This is a genomic window from Pseudomonas iridis, from assembly GCF_017980685.1.
Taxonomy (GTDB): domain Bacteria; phylum Pseudomonadota; class Gammaproteobacteria; order Pseudomonadales; family Pseudomonadaceae; genus Aquipseudomonas; species Aquipseudomonas iridis.
Window position 1 is genome coordinate 1 of the sequence record NZ_JACXXO010000014.1, and the last position, 17912, is coordinate 17912.

Here is a 17912-nt window from a genome sequence, read left to right on the forward strand (position 1 = left end):
CAGCACGATCAGAGGAAAGAGCCGTGAATTAAAGACAAGAAGGGTCTGTTTTTCGGCCGACTTGGATTTTTTGAACCTCAAGCAGCGAGGGCCTCAAAAATCGGTGGGTACTTCAGACCTTCCTTAGTTCGTCCTCCTGCTCATTAACTGCATCAATGTGCTTTCTGCGCCATTTGATGATTCGGTGGGCGGCAAACAAGTAAAGGATCGCCATGCCAGTCATTGCCAGAAAAATACCTGCCCCATCCATGTAGTAAAAAGCCAGTCCGACGATGATGAACTCCAGACACAGCGGCAAACCGGTGGTGATGAAAAACGTCAGCAATTGCTCATGAGCGGTAATCCCACGCTCTACTGACTTAATGAAATGGCCAATACGCCAAGTGTTGAATTGCTGGAACTCTTTACGCATCAACTGTGCCATCCAGCCGATTGAGGCATCCATCACTACCTGTTGCACCAGCTTGGAAAGGAAATAGATTTGCAGCGGATTGATTGCCGCTTGAATGCACCCGGCTAGGGTTATCGCCACCGTCAATAAAAACAGTGGGTTTAGCGCTGTTGGGGGTTGACTGTTTAGTGTGTCAATTACTTTGCCCAGGAGCAGTGGCGGTGCTAGTGCAAGGACTTTCAGCGCTATGACTGTGGTGATGGTTGAGATCAATAGCCATGCGTGTTTTTTGCAAGCGGTTCTGATGAGCGTCTGCATTGAATGTCTTCTGTGGTGTAGCGCTAACATTATTTTGCAGGTGATTGACGCAAGATGGTTTGTGGTGCTACCAGGCATCCATTTCTTATAATGTTAAAGCGTTCAAGGCCAGGTATATAGCTTTGGCAAACAATGCCGTTTCCGGGAAAGTCGGTAATGACTCTATAATAAAGTTTCCGGCCTGAGTTTGTGATGTTGTTGTTCAGGGTTTTTAGTTGTAACGGTTGTCGGTATGGCGTGTAATCGCCTCCAGGTCTAAGGAATTTATTGTTTTCTCAATTTTTGATTGCGCTACAAAAGGGCAAAACTCCCGCTCAGACATAATGGTCTCCTATAGTATAAATGCCGGAGAGTTTCTCCGGCACTTTCCTGCAGTGTCGGTCAGTTAGTTAGTGAGGCAAAGAAGCTCACTTCAGAAGCCAGAAAACTATCTGATGTATACAGCATCTCTTGAAGACTATCCCAGGGGCCGATCTCGGTACGTTTTTTACCCATGATATTAACTCCTTGTTATTGATGTGGCGCTAACCGGTAGTTGATGCACTTGCATTGATAGGAATGCAAGTGATTTATAAATAACATTGGGCTATTTGGTTTTCAATTGAGATCGGCAACGATATTTCCCAAGCTTCTGTGGGATTGTTCTTGCTGCTGAGTAGGGGGTTGCTTACGGTTTTTTCGGTTGTAAGAGGTGGGGGTTTTTAACTTTTCACTTCAATGAGTTGCAACGTTTAATAATGTTTCGCGCAAAGTGCGGGAAATGATCGTGGGAATTGTTGGATTTTTGTAGCAGGGGACTATCGAGCTGGAAGTTCTGGCCTCATCGCTGGCAAGCCAGCTCCCACACGGATCGCTGTGTTGCATAAATCGCATGCACACCGCTGATACCTGTGGGAGCTGGCTTGCCAGCGATGGGGCCCGTCCAGACGCCATCAAACTTCGCTAACGAAGGTCCCGGTGCCATCAAGGATGATCTTCAAAGTCTCCACAACCTCATCCATATCCACCATGTCCGGGTTGAAGCTGATCTCCAGCACATCATCCCCGTTCAGCGCATCGGCATCCGCCGCTGCAATCTCGATCTTCAGCAGGGTCGAGGTCAGGGTAACTTTGACGCCATCGAGCGTGGAAGGCTCGCCATCCAGCGTAATCTCCAGTTCATCCTCGTCCGGATAGCGGCTCATCAGGAACATGTCGCCCTTGTCGCTGTGGCAGCAGAGCATGGCCATGTTGTCTTCTTCGTCGTCGCACGGGTTGACGATGAGTAGGGCGGTGGTCATTTGCATGGGGGAATTCCTGCCTCAAAGGGCGTGTTGGTCGCAATTGGGCGCGATTCTGCCAGCCCTCGGGAATTTCTGCATGTGAGAGTGTCAGAGGATGTGTCGTGAACGCGACATGGGTCAATGGTCATTTCTGGCACGAATGTCCCGTAAAACCGGGCATTCAGACCGGCGTTATGCGCCATGAATGCTAGTGTTTAACCCAGCCAGAGCCTTGGTTTACGTGCCAATGACCGAATATGTCGCAGCACCGCAAGCAGACACATTGTCGCACCCATTAAGCTGCGCAACGGATGAGCACCCGTAAAGGCATTGCCGGCAGCCCCGGACAGTCGCTTTTGCAGATGCTCATTCATGGAAGGTGAATGTGACCTGAGTGTCCCGTCCAGCTTCACCCACCTGTCCCCCTGTTTCCTCTGCCCGAGATTCAGGAACAGGGCGACACAAGCCCCGAATGGGGTGTTGCACGCGACGCTTTCCATCAATAACAAGCTTAAGCGGAGTACCACAGATGGCGTTCTTCACCGCAGCCAGCAAAGCCGACTTCCAGCACCAACTGCAAGCGGCACTGGCGCAGCACATCAGTGAACAGGCACTGCCACAAGTGGCGCTGTTCGCTGAACAATTCTTCGGCATCATTTCCCTGGACGAGCTGACCCAGCGTCGCCTCTCCGACCTCGCTGGCTGTACTCTCTCTGCGTGGCGCCTGCTTGAGCGCTTCGATCACGCGCAACCGCAAGTGCGCGTCTACAACCCCGATTACGAGCGTCATGGCTGGCAGTCGACCCACACCGCGGTCGAAGTCCTGCACCATGACCTGCCATTTCTGGTCGACTCGGTCCGTACCGAGCTGAACCGCCGCGGCTACAGCATCCACACCCTGCAAACCACCGTGCTCAGCGTACGTCGTGGCAGCAAGGGCGAGTTGCTGGAAATCCTGCCAAAAGGCAGCACCGGCGAAGGCGTACTGCACGAATCGCTGATGTACCTGGAAATCGACCGCTGCGCCAACGCGGCCGAATTGAATGTGCTGAGCAAAGAGCTGGAGCAGGTTCTCGGTGAAGTCCGCGTTGCGGTCGCCGATTTTGAACCGATGAAAGCCAAGGTGCAGGAACTCCTCACCAAGCTCGACACCAGCGCATTCGTCGTCGACGCCGACGAGAAGACCGAAATCAAGAGCTTCCTGGAATGGCTGGTGGGTAACCACTTCACCTTCCTGGGCTACGAAGAGTTCGTGGTCACCAATCAGGCCGACGGCGGCCACATCGAGTACGACCAGAACTCCTTCCTCGGCCTGACCAAGCTGCTGCGCACCGGCCTGACCTACGATGACCTGCGCATCGAAGACTACGCCGTAAGCTACCTGCGCGAACCGACCCTGCTGTCGTTCGCCAAGGCTGCGCACCCAAGCCGTGTGCATCGTCCGGCCTACCCGGACTACGTGTCGATCCGTGAAATCGACGCCGACGGCAAAGTCATCAAGGAACACCGTTTCATGGGCCTGTACACCTCTTCGGTGTATGGCGAGAGCGTGCGGGTCATCCCGTTCATCCGCCGCAAGGTCGAAGAAATCGAACACCGCTCCGGCTTCCAGTCCAAGGCTCACCTGGGCAAGGAACTGGCGCAGGTGCTCGAAGTGCTGCCGCGTGATGATCTGTTCCAGACCCCGGTCGACGAACTGTTCACGACCGTGATGTCGATCGTGCAGATCCAGGAACGCAACAAGATCCGCGTGTTCCTGCGCAAAGACCCGTACGGTCGTTTCTGCTACTGCCTGGCCTATGTGCCGCGCGACATCTATTCCACCGAAGTTCGCCAGAAGATCCAGCAAGTACTTATGGAACGTCTGAAGGCGTCCGACTGCGAGTTCTGGACGTTCTTCTCCGAGTCGGTACTGGCGCGCGTGCAGTTGATCCTGCGTGTCGATCCGAAAAACCGTCTCGACATCGACACGGTGCTGCTGGAAAAAGAAGTGGTTCAGGCCTGCCGCAGCTGGCAGGACGACTACGCCGCACTGACCGTCGAAAGCTTCGGCGAAGCCCACGGCACCAACGTGCTGGCTGACTTCCCGAAAGGCTTCCCGGCCGGCTACCGCGAGCGTTTCGCTGCGCATTCGGCCGTGGTCGACATGCAGCACCTGCTGAGCCTGAACGAAAAAAATCCGCTGGTGATGAGTTTCTATCAGCCGCTGGGTCAGGTTTCCGGCCAGCGCGAACTGCATTGCAAGCTGTATCACGCCGACACGCCGCTGGCACTGTCCGACGTGCTGCCGATTCTGGAAAACCTTGGCCTGCGCGTTCTGGGTGAATTCCCGTATCGCCTGCGCCACACCAATGGCCGCGAGTTCTGGATTCACGATTTCGCGTTCACGGCCGCTGAAGGTCTGGACCTCGACATCCAGCAACTCAACGACACCCTGCAGGACGCCTTCGTCCACATCGTGCGTGGCGAAGCCGAGAACGATGCGTTCAACCGTCTGGTACTGACCGCCGGCCTGCCGTGGCGCGACGTAGCGCTGCTGCGTGCCTACGCCCGTTACCTGAAGCAGATTCGTCTGGGCTTCGATCTGGGTTACATCGCCAGCACCCTGAACAACCACACCGACATCGCTCGCGAACTGACCCGGTTGTTCAAGACCCGCTTCTATCTGGCGCGCAAGCTCAGCGAAGACGACCTGGAAGACAAGCAACAGCGTCTGGAACAAGCGATTCTGACGGCACTGGACGACGTTCAGGTGCTCAACGAAGACCGCATCCTGCGTCGTTACCTCGACCTGATCAAAGCCACGCTGCGTACCAACTTCTACCAGACTGACGCCAACGGCCAGAACAAGTCGTACTTCAGCTTCAAGTTCAACCCGCACGCAATTCCAGAGCTGCCGAAGCCAGTACCGAAGTTCGAAATCTTCGTTTACTCGCCACGCGTTGAAGGCGTGCACCTGCGCTTCGGCAACGTTGCTCGCGGTGGTCTGCGCTGGTCCGACCGTGAAGAAGACTTCCGCACTGAAGTCCTCGGCCTGGTAAAAGCCCAGCAAGTGAAGAACTCGGTCATCGTGCCGGTGGGTGCGAAGGGCGGTTTCCTGCCGCGTCGTCTGCCACTGGGCGGCAGCCGTGACGAGATCGCGGCCGAGGGCATCGCCTGCTACCGCATCTTCATTTCGGGCCTGCTGGACATCACCGACAACCTGAAAGACGGCGCGCTGGTTCCGCCATTGAACGTGGTTCGCCACGACGATGACGACCCGTATCTGGTAGTAGCAGCGGACAAGGGCACTGCAACCTTCTCCGACATCGCCAACGGCATCGCCATCGACTACGGCTTCTGGCTGGGTGACGCGTTTGCCTCCGGTGGTTCGGCGGGTTACGACCACAAGAAAATGGGCATCACCGCCAAAGGCGCGTGGGTTGGCGTACAGCGCCACTTCCGCGAGCGCGGCATCAATGTCCAGGAAGACAGCATCACTGTGGTTGGCGTCGGCGACATGGCCGGTGACGTGTTCGGTAACGGTCTGTTGATGTCGGACAAGCTGCAACTGGTTGCTGCGTTCAACCACCTGCACATCTTCATCGATCCGAATCCGAATCCGGCGACCAGCTTCGTCGAGCGTCAGCGCCTGTTCGACCTGCCGCGTTCTGCCTGGACCGATTACGACACCAGCATCATGTCCGAAGGTGGCGGTATCTTCTCGCGTAGCGCGAAGAGCATCGCTATTTCCCCGCAGATGCAGGAACGCTTCGACATCAAGGCTGACAAGCTGACCCCGACCGAGCTGCTGAACGCCTTGCTCAAGGCGCCGGTGGATCTGCTGTGGAACGGCGGCATCGGTACTTACGTCAAGGCCAGCACCGAAAGCCACGCTGATGTCGGCGACAAGGCCAACGATGCGCTGCGCGTGAATGGTAACGAGCTGCGCTGCAAAGTCGTGGGCGAGGGCGGTAACCTCGGCATGACCCAGCTGGGTCGTGTGGAATTCGGCCTCAATGGCGGCGGCTCCAACACCGACTTCATCGACAACGCCGGTGGTGTGGACTGCTCCGACCACGAAGTGAACATCAAGATCCTGCTGAACGAAGTGGTTCAGGCCGGTGACATGACCGACAAGCAACGCAACCAGTTGCTGGCGAGCATGACCGACGAAGTCGGCAATCTGGTGCTGGGCAACAACTACAAGCAGACTCAGGCCTTGTCCCTGGCAGCGCGTCGTGCGTATGAGCGCATCGCTGAGTACAAGCGTCTGATGGGCGATCTGGAAGGCCGTGGCAAGCTGGACCGTGCCATCGAGTTCCTGCCGACCGAAGAGCAACTGGCTGAGCGTATCGCTGAAGGCCACGGCCTGACGCGTCCTGAGCTATCGGTGCTGATCTCCTACAGCAAGATCGACCTCAAGGAGCAGCTGCTGGGCTCCCAGGTGCCGGACGATGATTACCTGACCCGCGACATGGAAACGGCGTTCCCGCCGACCCTGGTCAGCAAGTTCTCCGAAGCCATGCGTCGTCACCGTCTGAAGCGCGAGATCGTCAGCACCCAGATCGCCAACGATCTGGTCAACCACATGGGCATCACCTTCGTTCAACGACTCAAAGAGTCGACCGGCATGAGTCCGGCGAACGTGGCCGGCGCTTATGTGATCGTGCGCGACATCTTCCACCTCCCGCACTGGTTCCGTCAGATCGAAGCGCTGGACTATCAGGTTTCCGCTGACGTACAGCTGGAGCTGATGGACGAGCTGATGCGTCTGGGTCGCCGTGCCACTCGCTGGTTCCTGCGTGCCCGTCGTAACGAGCAGAACGCTGCCCGTGACGTCGCGCATTTCGGTCCGCACCTCAAAGAGCTGGGTCTGAAGCTCGACGAACTGCTGAGCGGCGAAATCCGTGAAAACTGGCAGGCGCGTTATCAGGCTTACGTCGCAGCCGGTGTACCGGAGTTGCTGGCGCGTATGGTTGCGGGCACCTCGCACCTGTACACCCTGCTGCCGATCATCGAAGCGTCCGACGTGACTGGCCAGAACCCTGCCGAAGTGGCCAAGGCCTACTTCGCCGTGGGCAGTGCGCTGGACATCACCTGGTACCTGCAACAGATCAGTGCTCTGCCGGTTGAAAACAACTGGCAGGCGCTGGCCCGTGAAGCGTTCCGTGATGATGTGGACTGGCAGCAACGTGCGATCACCATCTCTGTCCTGCAACAGGGCGACGGCACTCAGGACGTTGAAACACGTCTGGCGCTGTGGATGGCGCAGCACGAAAGCATGATCTCGCGCTGGCGCGCCATGCTGGTGGAAATCCGTGCCGCGAGCGGCACTGACTACGCCATGTATGCAGTCGCCAACCGTGAGCTGCTGGATCTGGCGTTGAGCGGCCAGGCAGTCGTTCCTGCACCGGCGACGACCTCGGCCAACGCCGAGCTCGAGCCGGCTGTCTGATCGGCAACTGAATGAAAAAGCCCCGCATCGTGAGATGCGGGGCTTTTTTGTTTATGCGGGCTCAACAAGTGCAGCCGCGCAAATCTCTCGGATACAGTCGATGCTATTACGCGTCGACTGCTCCTTTATTCGAAATACCCGAACTTTAATTCGAATCCAGTCTCAGGAATTGTTGCGCCGAACGCGAGAACCCGTAATTCGCCAAGTCATCAAAACCGCGTTCGACGATTTCAATGTTGAGTTTGACCAGAGTCCCCTGTTGCCCGCTGAAAGTGTAGACCTTATCGTCGAGCACTTGCCTTTTAATGAAATCGCCCTGATTCAATTTCAAATAAACGCTGGCATTGTTTGTTGTAATGTCATCCAGTGTGACGACATTCAAATTGGCATCGAACAGTGCGAAAGAACCTGTGGTGTTCGATTCCGTGAAGGCTCCGAGGGGATAGCCGATTTTGACGCCGGCACCGAGATACAACGCATGGTTCGTGCCGCTGCGGAATTGTATCTTGTACGTGTAATCGTCATGGCCAATAAAGTAAGCGTAGTCCGGGCCATCCCACCTGGCTGGAGAGTAGCTGGCCAGGGTGTCACCGGATTTTTCAGGGCCTTGGGATGTAGTGATATGGCTCTTGCGGAACTCGTAGTTTTTGCCGAAAGGATGTTTGTCGAAGAATACGATGTCAGCATCATCGAATTTGATTTTTGCCAGAAAAGATCGGCTATTCGAAATACCCATGGGTTCGTCCTTGTTTGGTTGGGTTTAAGTTCTGTGTTGCATCGACAGTATGCAATTCATTGAGTTTTTTAAAAGCCTGGAACGGTTACTTGTTATTGCGCGAGTGAAGATCGCATTAGCGGTTTGGAATAACTGGTAAAGAAATGACGTAGTGCAATCGGGTTGCGGATTCTTTTGTGATGTTGCACGCGTTAAAAAGCATTGCCTCTGCTTATCATCTAGGCAGAGGCGTTGCCTGTTAACGGTGGCGTTAGTTGTTTTGCAGCATTGATACGGTATTTACAGCGGGTTTCAACACGTTGTTTAGCGATTGGTCGAATTTTTTCAGAGCGCTTGTTTGCACATCCTGCTGCTGATTAATATCCGCAACAATTTCTTCCGAGCGTTTGAAGTCCGCCCAGAGTGGTGTCAGTTCTCTTGCCGCGGAGCCCTTTGCCGTTGCGATATAGTTCAACTGGGCGTCATAAAAATCGGCGCTGACATCGGCCTTGATGTCGGAACTGCGTGACGTGATCAATTGGCTATGGGTATCGACGATGGCTACCACATCAGGCTTGGCCGCACGCAGGCTTTGCATGTCCGGATACACCGTCACCGAGCCGAACTGACGCTGCAGGGAGGCGTTGACCCAGTCCACCGCCATGTCCGGTTTCGAGCTGGCGACGTAGGCGTCATGGATCGATTGCACCAGCAGGCTTTGGCCGAACCCGGTGCCGGCGTTGGCCTGATAGCCGCGCAGGTATTCGCGGTTGGTCTGGGTGCTTGGGCTGTAGACCACGCCGAGCGAAACGCCGGGACCACTGTTCACCAGGGTGGCGCTGCTGCGGCCGGTAGGGTGAGGAAGCAGTGTGTCCAGTGATGAGACTGCTCGGGGGGCGGTGGGAATCGAACAGGCTGACAGGGCTAGAACCGATATCGCTAATACACTGGTGAGCGCAAGTTTCATGGTGTTTCTCCCGTGAAACAACATCAGTCGGAAAGTTTTCAATGTCGTTCATGGCGACAGTTGAACCAGACTAAACCCACCGAGCTGACCCTTTGCTGAGTTAAAACGACATGGATAGTTTCATTTGCTGTAACCCGTTGCGGGTAATTGCTGCGGGAAATAAAAAGGCGCCGATTGTCGATTTGCGCCTTTTTATTTATGGCTGACTAAACAGCCATCAGTTTTTCAGCGGGATCAACACTTGTTCATCCGGGGCCAGCACCATGAACACCAGCAACTTCGCCGGTTTGCTTTGGCTGGCATTTTTCGACACCAGATGCTCGGAGCCGGCCGGTTCGTACCAGAACTGACCCTTCTTGTAAGTGACCGCTTCTTCGCCCTTGACCTGGGAAATCACTTCGCCCTCTAGCACATAGGCCATGGCAGTGCCCTCGTGTTTGTGGGCGATGGACGACTGGCCCGGTTTGTAATCGACTTCGATCATCATGGCTTTTTTGCCGGGGACGTTTTTTAGCATCTGGTCTTGCAGGACGGTGATTTTCTCGGACGGGTCATGAGCGAAAGCGGCAGAAGCGCAAAGGCTCAGGGTGAGGGCAGCGGTGAACAAGGGCAGGGCTTTCATGGCGGGTTTACCTGTGATGATTGGGGGGTGCAATCACAGTAGTCCGCAGGACGGGGCATTCAAACGGCCAATATTCGGGAAGATTGGGTGACCAATCTGTGGATTTTCAGCGCTTCCAGATAAGCCATCGCTGGCAAGCCAGGCTCCCACAGGTTTTTGTGCCGTTCATATGATTAATGAACGGCACGAAACCCTGTGGGAGCTGGCTTGCCAGCGATGGCGTCAGATCAGACGATGGGGAAACTATTGAAATCCACACTGTTGGCCAATCGACTGTCGATCAGGTCGATAAACCCCTGCGCCTCGGGCCGGTTGAAATGCGCCTGCATTGCCGCCTCCGACTGCCATCGCGCACTGACCGTCCAGCGGTGGTTGTCTTCGGGGCAGCGGTCGACCAGATAGGAATCGCAGCCCGGCGTTTCGCGCAGGGTGTCGACGATCTTCTGCAGTTGCCTGCCCAGCTCATCCGAGCGGCCGGCCGCAGCCTGCAGTTGCACCGTGTTGATCACTTCGTTGGACATTACTCACACTCCTGAATCAGGCCGGACGAATCCTGCTCATTGAGGGATAACGCCTGTGCAGAATAGGCCTGCCCCTGTCGATCACCAATAACCAATCGGCGGTTAATCGCCGAGACCAATCATTCAGGCAACTTGTTGCAGAATGTCGCGCAGGCGATCCAGTGCGATATCGATGTCGAGGGTCTCGATGGCGCCGAAGCCGAAATACAAACCGCTGCGCACGGGCTGCTGGTAATAGAAACCGTCGATGGAATACAGCCCGACCTCGACTTTTTTTGCCAGTTCGATCACCAGCGGCAGGTCGATCGGCACCTTGCACAACGCGGCCATGTGGAACCCGGCACTGGGCGGCACGGCCTCGAGCCACGGCGACAGATCGCTGGCCATGCGCGCCAGAATCCGTTCGCGCCGCTGGGCGTAAATCGTGTGGCAGCGGCGGATGTGTTTGAGCAGGCAGCCCTCGGCGATGAACTTGGCCAGCGCCCATTGCGGCAGGGTCGAGGCATGCAGATCGGTGAGTTGCTTGGCGCGGATCACTGCTTCGAGGATCGATGGCGGCAGGATCGCGTAACCCAGGCGCAGCTCCGGCAGCAGGGTCTTGGAGAAGGTGCCGACGTAGGCGACGATGCCGCGCTGGTCGAGGCTATGCAGCGAATCGGTCGGACGCCCTTCATAGCGAAATTCGCTGTCGTAGTCGTCCTCGATGATGATCGCTCCCAGTTCATGAGCGCGAGCCAGCAAGGCTTCGCGGCGCGCCGGGCTCATTGGCATGCTCAGCGGAAACTGGTGCGACGGCGTGACATAAATCAGCCGCGTGCCATCAGGGATGTGTTCAACCTGTATCCCCTCGGCATCCACGGGAATACCGACCACCTCGGCGCCATGGGTGCCGAACAACAGGCGTGCCGGCGGATAGCCCGGATCTTCCATCGCCACCAGGCTGCCGGGGCTGATCAACACGCGAGTGATCAGGTCCAGCGCCTGTTGTGCGCCGTTGCACACCACGATGTCTTCGTCCTGACAGTTGACCCCGCGAGAAAACGCGATGTGCCGGGCAATCGCATTGCGCAGCGCCGGCAGGCCTTCGGGCACGCTGTAGAAACCTTTGGACGCGGCCATCTGGCGCATGGCGTGGGAGACGCAGCGGCGCCAGTCGTCATGGGGGAACTGGCCCTTGCTGGTGGCGCCACCGATGAAGTCGTAGCGCAGCGAACCTTGCAGCGTCGGATGGCGCAGGAACACCGGCAAGTTGCGCCAACTCTCGATCACCTCTGCACCGGCCAGCTCGGTGTGGCTTTGCTTGCGCTGGACTTGCGCCGGGCGCGCATTGACGTAGGTGCCTTTGCCGATCACGCCGGTGAGGAAGTTTTCGTAGGTCAGTAGCGCGTAGGTGTCGGAAATGGTCTTGCGCGAAATACCCAGTTGCTCGGCCAGCAGACGGCTGGGCGGCAATTGCGTGCCGGCGGCAAGGCGCCCGGATTCGATGGCCTCGCGCAGTTGCTGATACAACTGACCGGCAAGATCCTTGCGGCCGTTGATCACGACGTGAAGTTCCATACCGACGAGGCTCCGGGGGCTATTTGGTGTGCCGGCCAGATTACCGCTGTTGCGTGGTCGGCAATAGTTGCGCACCACAAAAACCCGAAATTGGCCTAGATCCCTGTGGGAGCGGGCTTGCCCGCGATAGCGGTACATAAGGCGACATTTTCGTAGGATGTGCCGACGTCATCGCGGGCAAGCCCGCTCCCACAGGGATCTGCTGTGTCTGCAATTTTTGTGTGAAACACCATTGCTCCAATTAGTGGTGTAGCCATTTTCCGTGGAATTGGGGCTGTAACGCCGCTGTGGCAGCGCATACCTTGAGGCCACTATTACGCGTCCCGAGATCACCCCATGTCCCCGCGCCTGGATTACTACAACGCTTCGCCCAAGGCCATGAAAGCCATGATTGCCATGGAGGCACTGACCGGTAACCTGAGCATCGAGCAGCCGTTGCTGCAACTGATCCGGATCCGCGCTTCGCAGCTCAACGGCTGCGCGTTCTGCACCGACATGCATTCGGTGGACGCACGGCGGGCGGGGGAGAGTGATCGGCGGTTGTATGCGATTGCGGTGTGGCGCGACAGTGACTTCTTCAACCCCCGCGAACGCGCGGCGCTGGCGTGGGCCGAGGCGGTGACGCTGCTCTCGGAAAGCCATGTGCCGGACGACGTCTATCAACTGGCACGCGAGCAATTCAACGAAGGCGAACTGGTCGACCTGACGGTGGCCGTGACCACCATCAACAGCTGGAATCGACTGGCAGTGAGCTTTCGTCAAACGCCAAGTGACTGAAGATCAAAAGATCGCAGCCTTCGGCAGCTCCTACATGGGATCAACTGTAGGAGCTGCCGAAGGCTGCGATCATTTCCCTAGTTCGGCGGGCGCTGCGGTTTCACCGACGTTCCAAACGTATTGCCCATCCGCGTGCTGGTTGCCGCCGGTGTTGCCAGGCCTACCTGATTCGGCGGCCGTTTGTTCACCGGCACATTCAGCGCTTCTTGATTCTTCTGCGCCGCCGCCGCGCCTTCCGGGTTGTTGCCCATCTGTTGACTCAGGCAATCGTAATTCGGTGCCTTGTAACCACCGACCGTCACATCCACGCAACCCAGCCGCTGCTCGGCGTGGGCACTGGCGAACAGGCTTAGCAACAGCCCACCGAAGGTGATTTTCCACAATGATTTCATGCAGGCCTCCTGGCCGACCCGAAGGGGCCGCGCTATGGAATGAGTCTAGTGCACGCCGTGCGCAAATCCCGTGATGGTTTTTTTGCACCGCCCGTCACACCAGATTCATAAACAGCCCTCAGGATGACGATTTTCAGGGATACGTCGGCCGTGCAGCGAGGCAGTTCCAGGGACGGTCTTCAGCGTTCAACGACACTTGTGCGCCAGATCACGCTGGGGCTGCTGCTTGGCTTGCTGGCAGGCAATGCGACAGCTGCGCCCGTGCCGGCGGACCTGCGCATGACGCTGCATATTCCCGCGCAGGATCTGGCCGGGGCGCTGGATCAGTACAGCCGCGCCACGGGAGTTGCAGTGCTGGTCGACAGCCAATTGAGTCGCGGCAGACGTTCCTTGGCGGTTGATGGCGAATACACCGCGGCGGACGCTTTGCGCCGGTTGCTCGGTGGCAGTGGCTTGATGGCGCGCTATGCCCGTGACGATGCATTCACCTTACAAGTGGCGCAGGTCGAGGATGTGCCGGCGACGCTGGAAAACCCGACCCCCGCCAGCATCGCGGTCAACCGCAGTTACGCCACGGCAGTGCAAGCCGCCATCGAGCGCAACCTGTGTCGTTCGCCGCTGACCCGCCCGGGCAATTACCGCGCGGTGTTGCAGGTGTGGGTGGGGCGCGACGGCGTGGTGCAACACAACCGGTTGCTCACCTCGACCGGAGATGTACGGCGCGATACCGCGCTGGTGGAAAGCTTTCGCAATCTCAGGATCGACCGGCCGACGCCCAGTGCCTTGCGTCAGCCGGTCACGTTGCTGTTGTTACCGGAGTCGTCAGGAAAACGCATGGAATGCACTAAATGGGAAGGAGTTTCCGGGGGATGAAAGACACCGGACAAGGTTCGATGGTCCAACTGTTCCTGACGTCCTACGAGGACTTTCGGGTGCGCCTGCGCAGGCGTCTCGGTTCGGAGGATCTGGCCAACGACGTGCTGCACGAAACCTACCTGCGGGTCGACCGCATGGAGACGCCGCCGAACCTGCTGCGGCCGAACGCCTACCTCTATCGCATGGCCCTGAACGTCGCCGCAGACCGGCGTCAGGCCGATGCGCGGCTGCTCACCGGCGAGGAAGTCGAGGAGCTGCTGCAAATCGGCGACGAAGCGCTGGACCCTGCGCGGGTGGTGGGCGGGCAGAAGGAAATCCAGTCGCTGCTCAGTGCGTTGTACGAACTGCCGGCACGGCGCCGGAAGATCTTCATCGCAGCGCGTCTGGAAGAGGCGCCGCACCTGGAAATCTCTCAGCGCTTCGGCATTTCCACGCGCATGGTCGAGAAGAAATCAAGGCCGCGTTGGGCTTCTGCGCAGCGAAACTGGAAAGAAAAGTGTTTCAGCGGTTCGGTCGCGGGGCCGGAAAACCGTCTTCTGAATAGTGCCCGATCAATTCGTTGAGAAACTGCGCGTTTGAACATCTTTCGACTGAAACCTGCCGAGCCATCGGCGGCCGACAATCTGCACAGTGAAGCCCGCGACTGGCTGGTCCTGCTGACCTCCGGCCGCGCCACCGTGGCCGATGCCCGTGCACTGCGCGAATGGTGTGCACAAAGCGCCGAGCATGCCCGCGCCTTTGAGGACGCCAAAGCGCTGTGGCATTTGTTGCAACCGGCGGCCGAAGGGTTGCAGGCGCCGCGTGGGTTTGGCCGGCGTGCCTTTCTGGGTGGGGCGATTGCGGCGTCGGCGGCGTTTTTGCTGGTACGCGGAACGATTCCCGGGGGCTTTGGCGGGCTGGGGGCCGATTACATCACTGAGGTTGGCCAACAGCGCCGCTTCGAACCGGCGCAGGGTGTGAGCCTGGAGCTGAACACTCAGACGCGGATCAATCAGCGTGCAGTGTCTGACGGCGTGCAGGGTTTTGAACTGGTTAGTGGTGAAGTCGAGGTGCAGACCGCACGCCTGCCCTTGGCGATGCAGGCTGGGGGAGGGTGGTTGCGTGCCAGTCAGGCGCGTTTCAACCTGCGCAACACTGATCAGCAAGTTTGCGTGACCTGCCTTGATGGCGCGGTGGAAGTCGACGTAGAAGGCCGCAGCCTGCGCCTCGAACCTGGGCAGCAAGTGACTTATGACGCGCGGCGGGTTGGCAGTGTGCAGAGCGTTGATACGGCGGCGGTGATGAATTGGCGGCAGCAGGTGTTGGTGTTCAACGGTGCGACGCTGAGCGAGATGATTGATGAGATTAATCGGTATCGGCCGGGGATGTTGCTGCTGCTCAACCGTGAGCTTGGCCAACGCCGGGTTCAGGCGCGGTTCAGTCTTGATCAACTTGCGGGCGTTGCACTGCTGATTCGCGATGCCTATGGCGTTAAATGCACCGAGCTGCCGGGCGGAGTCGTTGTTTTGAGCTAGTGGGTTTGATCGGGTACATATCCGTTGCTGCGGTAACGGCGGCCCAGGGTTCCGCCCTTACGGCGGGTCACTTTTGACAAACGCCCGGAATGCCGGCCCAGCCAAAAGTAACCAAAAAGGCTTGCTCCAACGTCCGGCCCGCTCGCTAAAGCTCGGGGTTCCTTCGCTACGGTGTCCATCCGGGGCATCGATTCCGGTTTGCTTCGCTGCACCTCCTTTCGATGTCCTCCTCGGATGAATCCCTCCACTCAGCCTCCCGACGTCGCCCGTGAATCAAGATCAACAGCGGCAGCCGAGCTTGCGCTCATCCTGTTAAGTGGTTAGAAGCGGGTCGGTGTGTTGCTTTGATTTCTGTGGGAGCGAGCCTGCTCGCGAAGACGGCCTGCCGGCCAACCCATCTCCAGCACATGTACCCAATCCCTGTGGGAGTAGGCCCGCCAACGATGACGGCCTGAAAGCCAACCAACCTCCAACTGACCTCACCCAATCCCACTGTGGGAGCGAGCCTGCTCGCGAAGACGGCCTGCCAGCCAACCCATCTCCAGCCCATGAACCCAATCCCTGTGGGAGTTGGCTTGCCAACGATGGCGGCCTGACAGCCAATAAATCTCCAACTGACCTCACCCAATCCCACTGTGGGAGCGAGCCTGAACTGGCGAAGACGGCCTGCCAGCCAACCCATCTCCCGCACATGCACCCAATCCCTGTGGGAGTTGGCTTGCCAACGATGGCGACCTGTCAGCCAACCAATCTCCAACGGACCTCACCCAATCCCACTGTGGGAGCGAGCCTGCTCGCGAAGACGGCCTGCCAGCCAACCCATCTCCAGCCCATGTACCCAATCCCTGTAGGAGTAGGCCCGCCAACGATGGCGACCAGAAAGCCAACCAATTTCCAACTGACCTCACCCAACCCCACTGTGGGAGCGAGCCTGAACTGGCGAAGACGGCCTGCCAGCCAACCCATCTCCAGCACATGCACCCAATCCCTGTGGGAGTTGGCTTGCCAACGATGGCGGCCTGACAGCCAACCAACCTCCAACTGACCTCACCCAATCCCACTGTGGGAGCGAGCCTGCTCGCGAAGACGGCCCGACGGCCAACCCATCTCCCGCCCATGTACCTAATCCCTGTGTAAGTTGGCTTGCCAACGATGGCGACCTGTCAGCCAACCAATCTCCAACTGGCCTCACCCAACCCCACTGTGGGAGCGAGCCTGCTCGCGAAGACGGTCTGCCAGCCACCAGTCTTTGGCAGGTGCACCCGATCTCAAGGAGCTGCCGAAGGCTGCGATCTTTTGATCTTGCTTCTGAAAAACAAAATCAAAACATCGCAGCCTTCGGCAGCTCCAGAGATCTCCGGCGGTAACGGGGATAATCTGCATAGCAGGCGCGTGTCAGTCCAACGGCCCAATCACCTGCCGATATTTCTCCACCCCCTGCGGCGTCTGCCGAGTCAACCGAATCTCCAACCCCGCCGGATCTTCCCGCCGATTCCCGCTGAGCTGCCGCCACCCCTTATCCATCTCCCAAACCCGCACCTGCGCATCGCTAACGTCGTTCAACACCGCAACCCCATTCCCAGGCGCCGGCAACGGATACCGACTCCGCGCCTCAGCCACCGCCCGATACAACGTGCCGCCCTTGAGCCACCAACGAACCCGCTGCAAAGCCCCCGGCTGATCAGCCGCCGTACGAATGATGTCGAGCCGAAACCCCTTGCTGTCACTGCTACGCACGGTGAGGGCAGGGGGCGCGCTCGGCGGCTCATCATCCACCCCAACCTTCTTCGGCTCGGTCAACTCAATCCCCGCGCGCATCTCCACATCCCGCTGCAACTGATTCAGCGCCCGCAACAGGCTGTCGCTCTGCTCGCTGCTGGCCTGCAAATGACTGTCCGCCCGCGTCACACTGTCCAACCCCCGCCAGGCAATCAAACTCACCACCGCCATCAGCAGAATCGCGACCATCACCTCAATCAGGGTAAAACCTTGTTGGTTTCTCATTGCACACTGATCCGGCCGGCGCCGTCGCGCAGCACGCTGAGGCGATTGAAACCATCGGACAAAGTCAGTTGCAGCGGCGGATTGATCCACTCGGCGTTGAGCACGACTTTCTGTCTGGGCTCCACGCGCACTTCCAGTTTCGGGCTCTGCCACTGCCGTGGGCGCAACTGCGGGTCCTGCGCGAAATGATCAAACCCCTTGCCACTGTCACTGCGCCGACTAAACCGAAACCCCTTGGCATCACTCACCCACACAATCGGCCGACCATCGGCGCGGGCCTCGGCCTGCGCCACCTGCAGCAACTGCGCCACACGCTCGGCATCCTTGCGCAGCAACTGCAACGGATCGGGCTTGATGCTGAGGCTGATCGCCGCACTGGCGATACCGATGATCACCAGCACCACCATCAACTCGATCAGCGTAAAACCCTGTTGCTTGACCACGTTCATCGATTGCGCGCTCCTTTGCGTCGGAAGTCATCGTGCACGGCCAACATGTAAGGCGTGTGAAATAAAACGGAGAGAATTGCCGCGTAGGCTGGCAGCAGGGATAAAAAGGA

The 17912-nt window shown here is 58.1% G+C and carries 14 protein-coding genes and 1 pseudogene; 5 read left to right on the top strand and 10 right to left on the bottom strand.

Translation table 11 applies throughout. From position 1 onward, the window contains the following. Window positions 1–112 precede the first annotated feature (112 nt). Both IEQ42_RS20300 and IEQ42_RS20305 read right to left on the bottom strand, forming a co-directional pair. The gene (locus IEQ42_RS20300) at window positions 113–709 is read right to left on the bottom strand and encodes an ABC transporter transmembrane domain-containing protein (RefSeq protein ID WP_210704910.1); all 597 of its coding nucleotides are present in this window, start codon (window positions 707–709) and stop codon (window positions 113–115) included. A gap of 932 nt (window positions 710–1641) precedes the next feature. Beyond that, window positions 1642–1995 (bottom strand): hypothetical protein, encoded by a 354-nt coding sequence (locus IEQ42_RS20305; RefSeq protein WP_210704911.1) that lies wholly within the window; start codon window positions 1993–1995, stop codon window positions 1642–1644. A 505-nt stretch (window positions 1996–2500) separates the two neighbouring features. Between IEQ42_RS20305 and IEQ42_RS20310 the strand changes: the two genes are divergently transcribed. After that, the gene (locus tag IEQ42_RS20310) at window positions 2501–7408 is read left to right on the top strand and encodes an NAD-glutamate dehydrogenase (protein ID WP_210704912.1); all 4908 of its coding nucleotides are present in this window, start codon (window positions 2501–2503) and stop codon (window positions 7406–7408) included. Window positions 7409–7553: 145 nt separating this feature from the next. Here the strand turns inward: IEQ42_RS20310 and IEQ42_RS20315 are convergent, their stop codons facing one another. The 5 genes from IEQ42_RS20315 to pdxR all read right to left on the bottom strand — a co-directional run bounded on the left by IEQ42_RS20315 (window position 7554) and on the right by pdxR (window position 11790). Beyond that, a complete protein-coding gene (locus tag IEQ42_RS20315) occupies window positions 7554–8144 on the bottom strand; it encodes a hypothetical protein (RefSeq protein ID WP_210704913.1) in 591 nt (196 codons plus the stop codon). Window positions 8145–8394: 250 nt separating this feature from the next. Next, entirely contained in the window at window positions 8395–9090 is a 696-nt protein-coding gene (locus tag IEQ42_RS20320) for a substrate-binding domain-containing protein (RefSeq protein ID WP_210704914.1), read from the bottom strand. Between the two features lie 217 nt (window positions 9091–9307). Next, entirely contained in the window at window positions 9308–9712 is a 405-nt protein-coding gene (locus IEQ42_RS20325; protein ID WP_210704915.1) for a cupin domain-containing protein, read from the bottom strand. Between the two features lie 227 nt (window positions 9713–9939). Continuing rightward, window positions 9940–10233 (bottom strand): putative quinol monooxygenase, encoded by a 294-nt coding sequence (locus IEQ42_RS20330; RefSeq protein ID WP_042559480.1) that lies wholly within the window; start codon window positions 10231–10233, stop codon window positions 9940–9942. Window positions 10234–10356: 123 nt separating this feature from the next. Beyond that, window positions 10357–11790 (bottom strand): MocR-like pyridoxine biosynthesis transcription factor PdxR, encoded by a 1434-nt coding sequence (gene pdxR / locus IEQ42_RS20335; RefSeq protein ID WP_210704916.1) that lies wholly within the window; start codon window positions 11788–11790, stop codon window positions 10357–10359. A 336-nt stretch (window positions 11791–12126) separates the two neighbouring features. Between pdxR and IEQ42_RS20340 the strand changes: the two genes are divergently transcribed. Then, window positions 12127–12567, top strand: coding sequence for a carboxymuconolactone decarboxylase family protein (locus IEQ42_RS20340; protein WP_200615487.1), 441 nt, complete (start codon window positions 12127–12129; stop codon window positions 12565–12567). A 77-nt stretch (window positions 12568–12644) separates the two neighbouring features. On the opposite strand, the gene IEQ42_RS20345 is transcribed toward IEQ42_RS20340, so the two are convergent. After that, the gene (locus tag IEQ42_RS20345) at window positions 12645–12959 is read right to left on the bottom strand and encodes a hypothetical protein (RefSeq protein WP_210704917.1); all 315 of its coding nucleotides are present in this window, start codon (window positions 12957–12959) and stop codon (window positions 12645–12647) included. Between the two features lie 207 nt (window positions 12960–13166). Here IEQ42_RS20345 and IEQ42_RS20350 point away from each other — a divergent pair, with 207 nt between their 5' ends. The 3 genes and pseudogenes from IEQ42_RS20350 to IEQ42_RS20360 all read left to right on the top strand — a co-directional run bounded on the left by IEQ42_RS20350 (window position 13167) and on the right by IEQ42_RS20360 (window position 15349). Continuing rightward, on the top strand, window positions 13167–13832 hold the full coding sequence (locus IEQ42_RS20350; RefSeq protein ID WP_232392875.1) for an STN domain-containing protein: 666 nt from the start codon (window positions 13167–13169) through the stop codon (window positions 13830–13832). Further along, window positions 13829–14379: pseudogene (locus IEQ42_RS20355) on the top strand (RNA polymerase sigma factor). Before IEQ42_RS20350 ends, IEQ42_RS20355 begins: the two are co-directional and overlap by 4 nt. A gap of 31 nt (window positions 14380–14410) precedes the next feature. After that, on the top strand, window positions 14411–15349 hold the full coding sequence (locus IEQ42_RS20360; RefSeq protein WP_210704920.1) for a FecR family protein: 939 nt from the start codon (window positions 14411–14413) through the stop codon (window positions 15347–15349). 1395 nt (window positions 15350–16744) lie between these two features. Here the strand turns inward: IEQ42_RS20360 and IEQ42_RS20365 are convergent. Both IEQ42_RS20365 and gspH read right to left on the bottom strand, forming a co-directional pair. Beyond that, window positions 16745–17353, bottom strand: coding sequence for a prepilin-type N-terminal cleavage/methylation domain-containing protein (locus IEQ42_RS20365; protein WP_210704922.1), 609 nt, complete (start codon window positions 17351–17353; stop codon window positions 16745–16747). Continuing rightward, window positions 17350–17802, bottom strand: a complete 453-nt coding sequence (gene gspH / locus IEQ42_RS20370; RefSeq protein WP_115147046.1) for a type II secretion system minor pseudopilin GspH — start codon at window positions 17800–17802, stop codon at window positions 17350–17352. The genes IEQ42_RS20365 and gspH overlap by 4 nt, the downstream gene beginning before the upstream one ends. Between the last annotated feature and the right edge of the window lie 110 nt (window positions 17803–17912).

Excerpts from the sequence above, each read along its gene's own strand:
- gspH (WP_115147046.1), bottom strand. The coding sequence starts at position 17,802 with ATGAACGTGGTCAAGCAACAGGGTTTTACGCTGATCGAGTTGATGGTG.
- IEQ42_RS20315 (WP_210704913.1), bottom strand. The coding sequence starts at position 8,144 with ATGGGTATTTCGAATAGCCGATCTTTTCTGGCAAAAATCAAATTCGAT.
- IEQ42_RS20305 (WP_210704911.1), bottom strand. The coding sequence starts at position 1,995 with ATGCAAATGACCACCGCCCTACTCATCGTCAACCCGTGCGACGACGAA.
- pdxR (WP_210704916.1), bottom strand. The coding sequence starts at position 11,790 with ATGGAACTTCACGTCGTGATCAACGGCCGCAAGGATCTTGCCGGTCAG.
- IEQ42_RS20365 (WP_210704922.1), bottom strand. The coding sequence starts at position 17,353 with ATGAGAAACCAACAAGGTTTTACCCTGATTGAGGTGATGGTCGCGATT.
- IEQ42_RS20340 (WP_200615487.1), top strand. The coding sequence starts at position 12,127 with ATGTCCCCGCGCCTGGATTACTACAACGCTTCGCCCAAGGCCATGAAA.
- IEQ42_RS20320 (WP_210704914.1), bottom strand. The coding sequence starts at position 9,090 with ATGAAACTTGCGCTCACCAGTGTATTAGCGATATCGGTTCTAGCCCTG.
- IEQ42_RS20325 (WP_210704915.1), bottom strand. The coding sequence starts at position 9,712 with ATGAAAGCCCTGCCCTTGTTCACCGCTGCCCTCACCCTGAGCCTTTGC.
- IEQ42_RS20310 (WP_210704912.1), top strand. The coding sequence starts at position 2,501 with ATGGCGTTCTTCACCGCAGCCAGCAAAGCCGACTTCCAGCACCAACTG.
- IEQ42_RS20300 (WP_210704910.1), bottom strand. The coding sequence starts at position 709 with ATGCAGACGCTCATCAGAACCGCTTGCAAAAAACACGCATGGCTATTG.
- IEQ42_RS20330 (WP_042559480.1), bottom strand. The coding sequence starts at position 10,233 with ATGTCCAACGAAGTGATCAACACGGTGCAACTGCAGGCTGCGGCCGGC.
- IEQ42_RS20345 (WP_210704917.1), bottom strand. The coding sequence starts at position 12,959 with ATGAAATCATTGTGGAAAATCACCTTCGGTGGGCTGTTGCTAAGCCTG.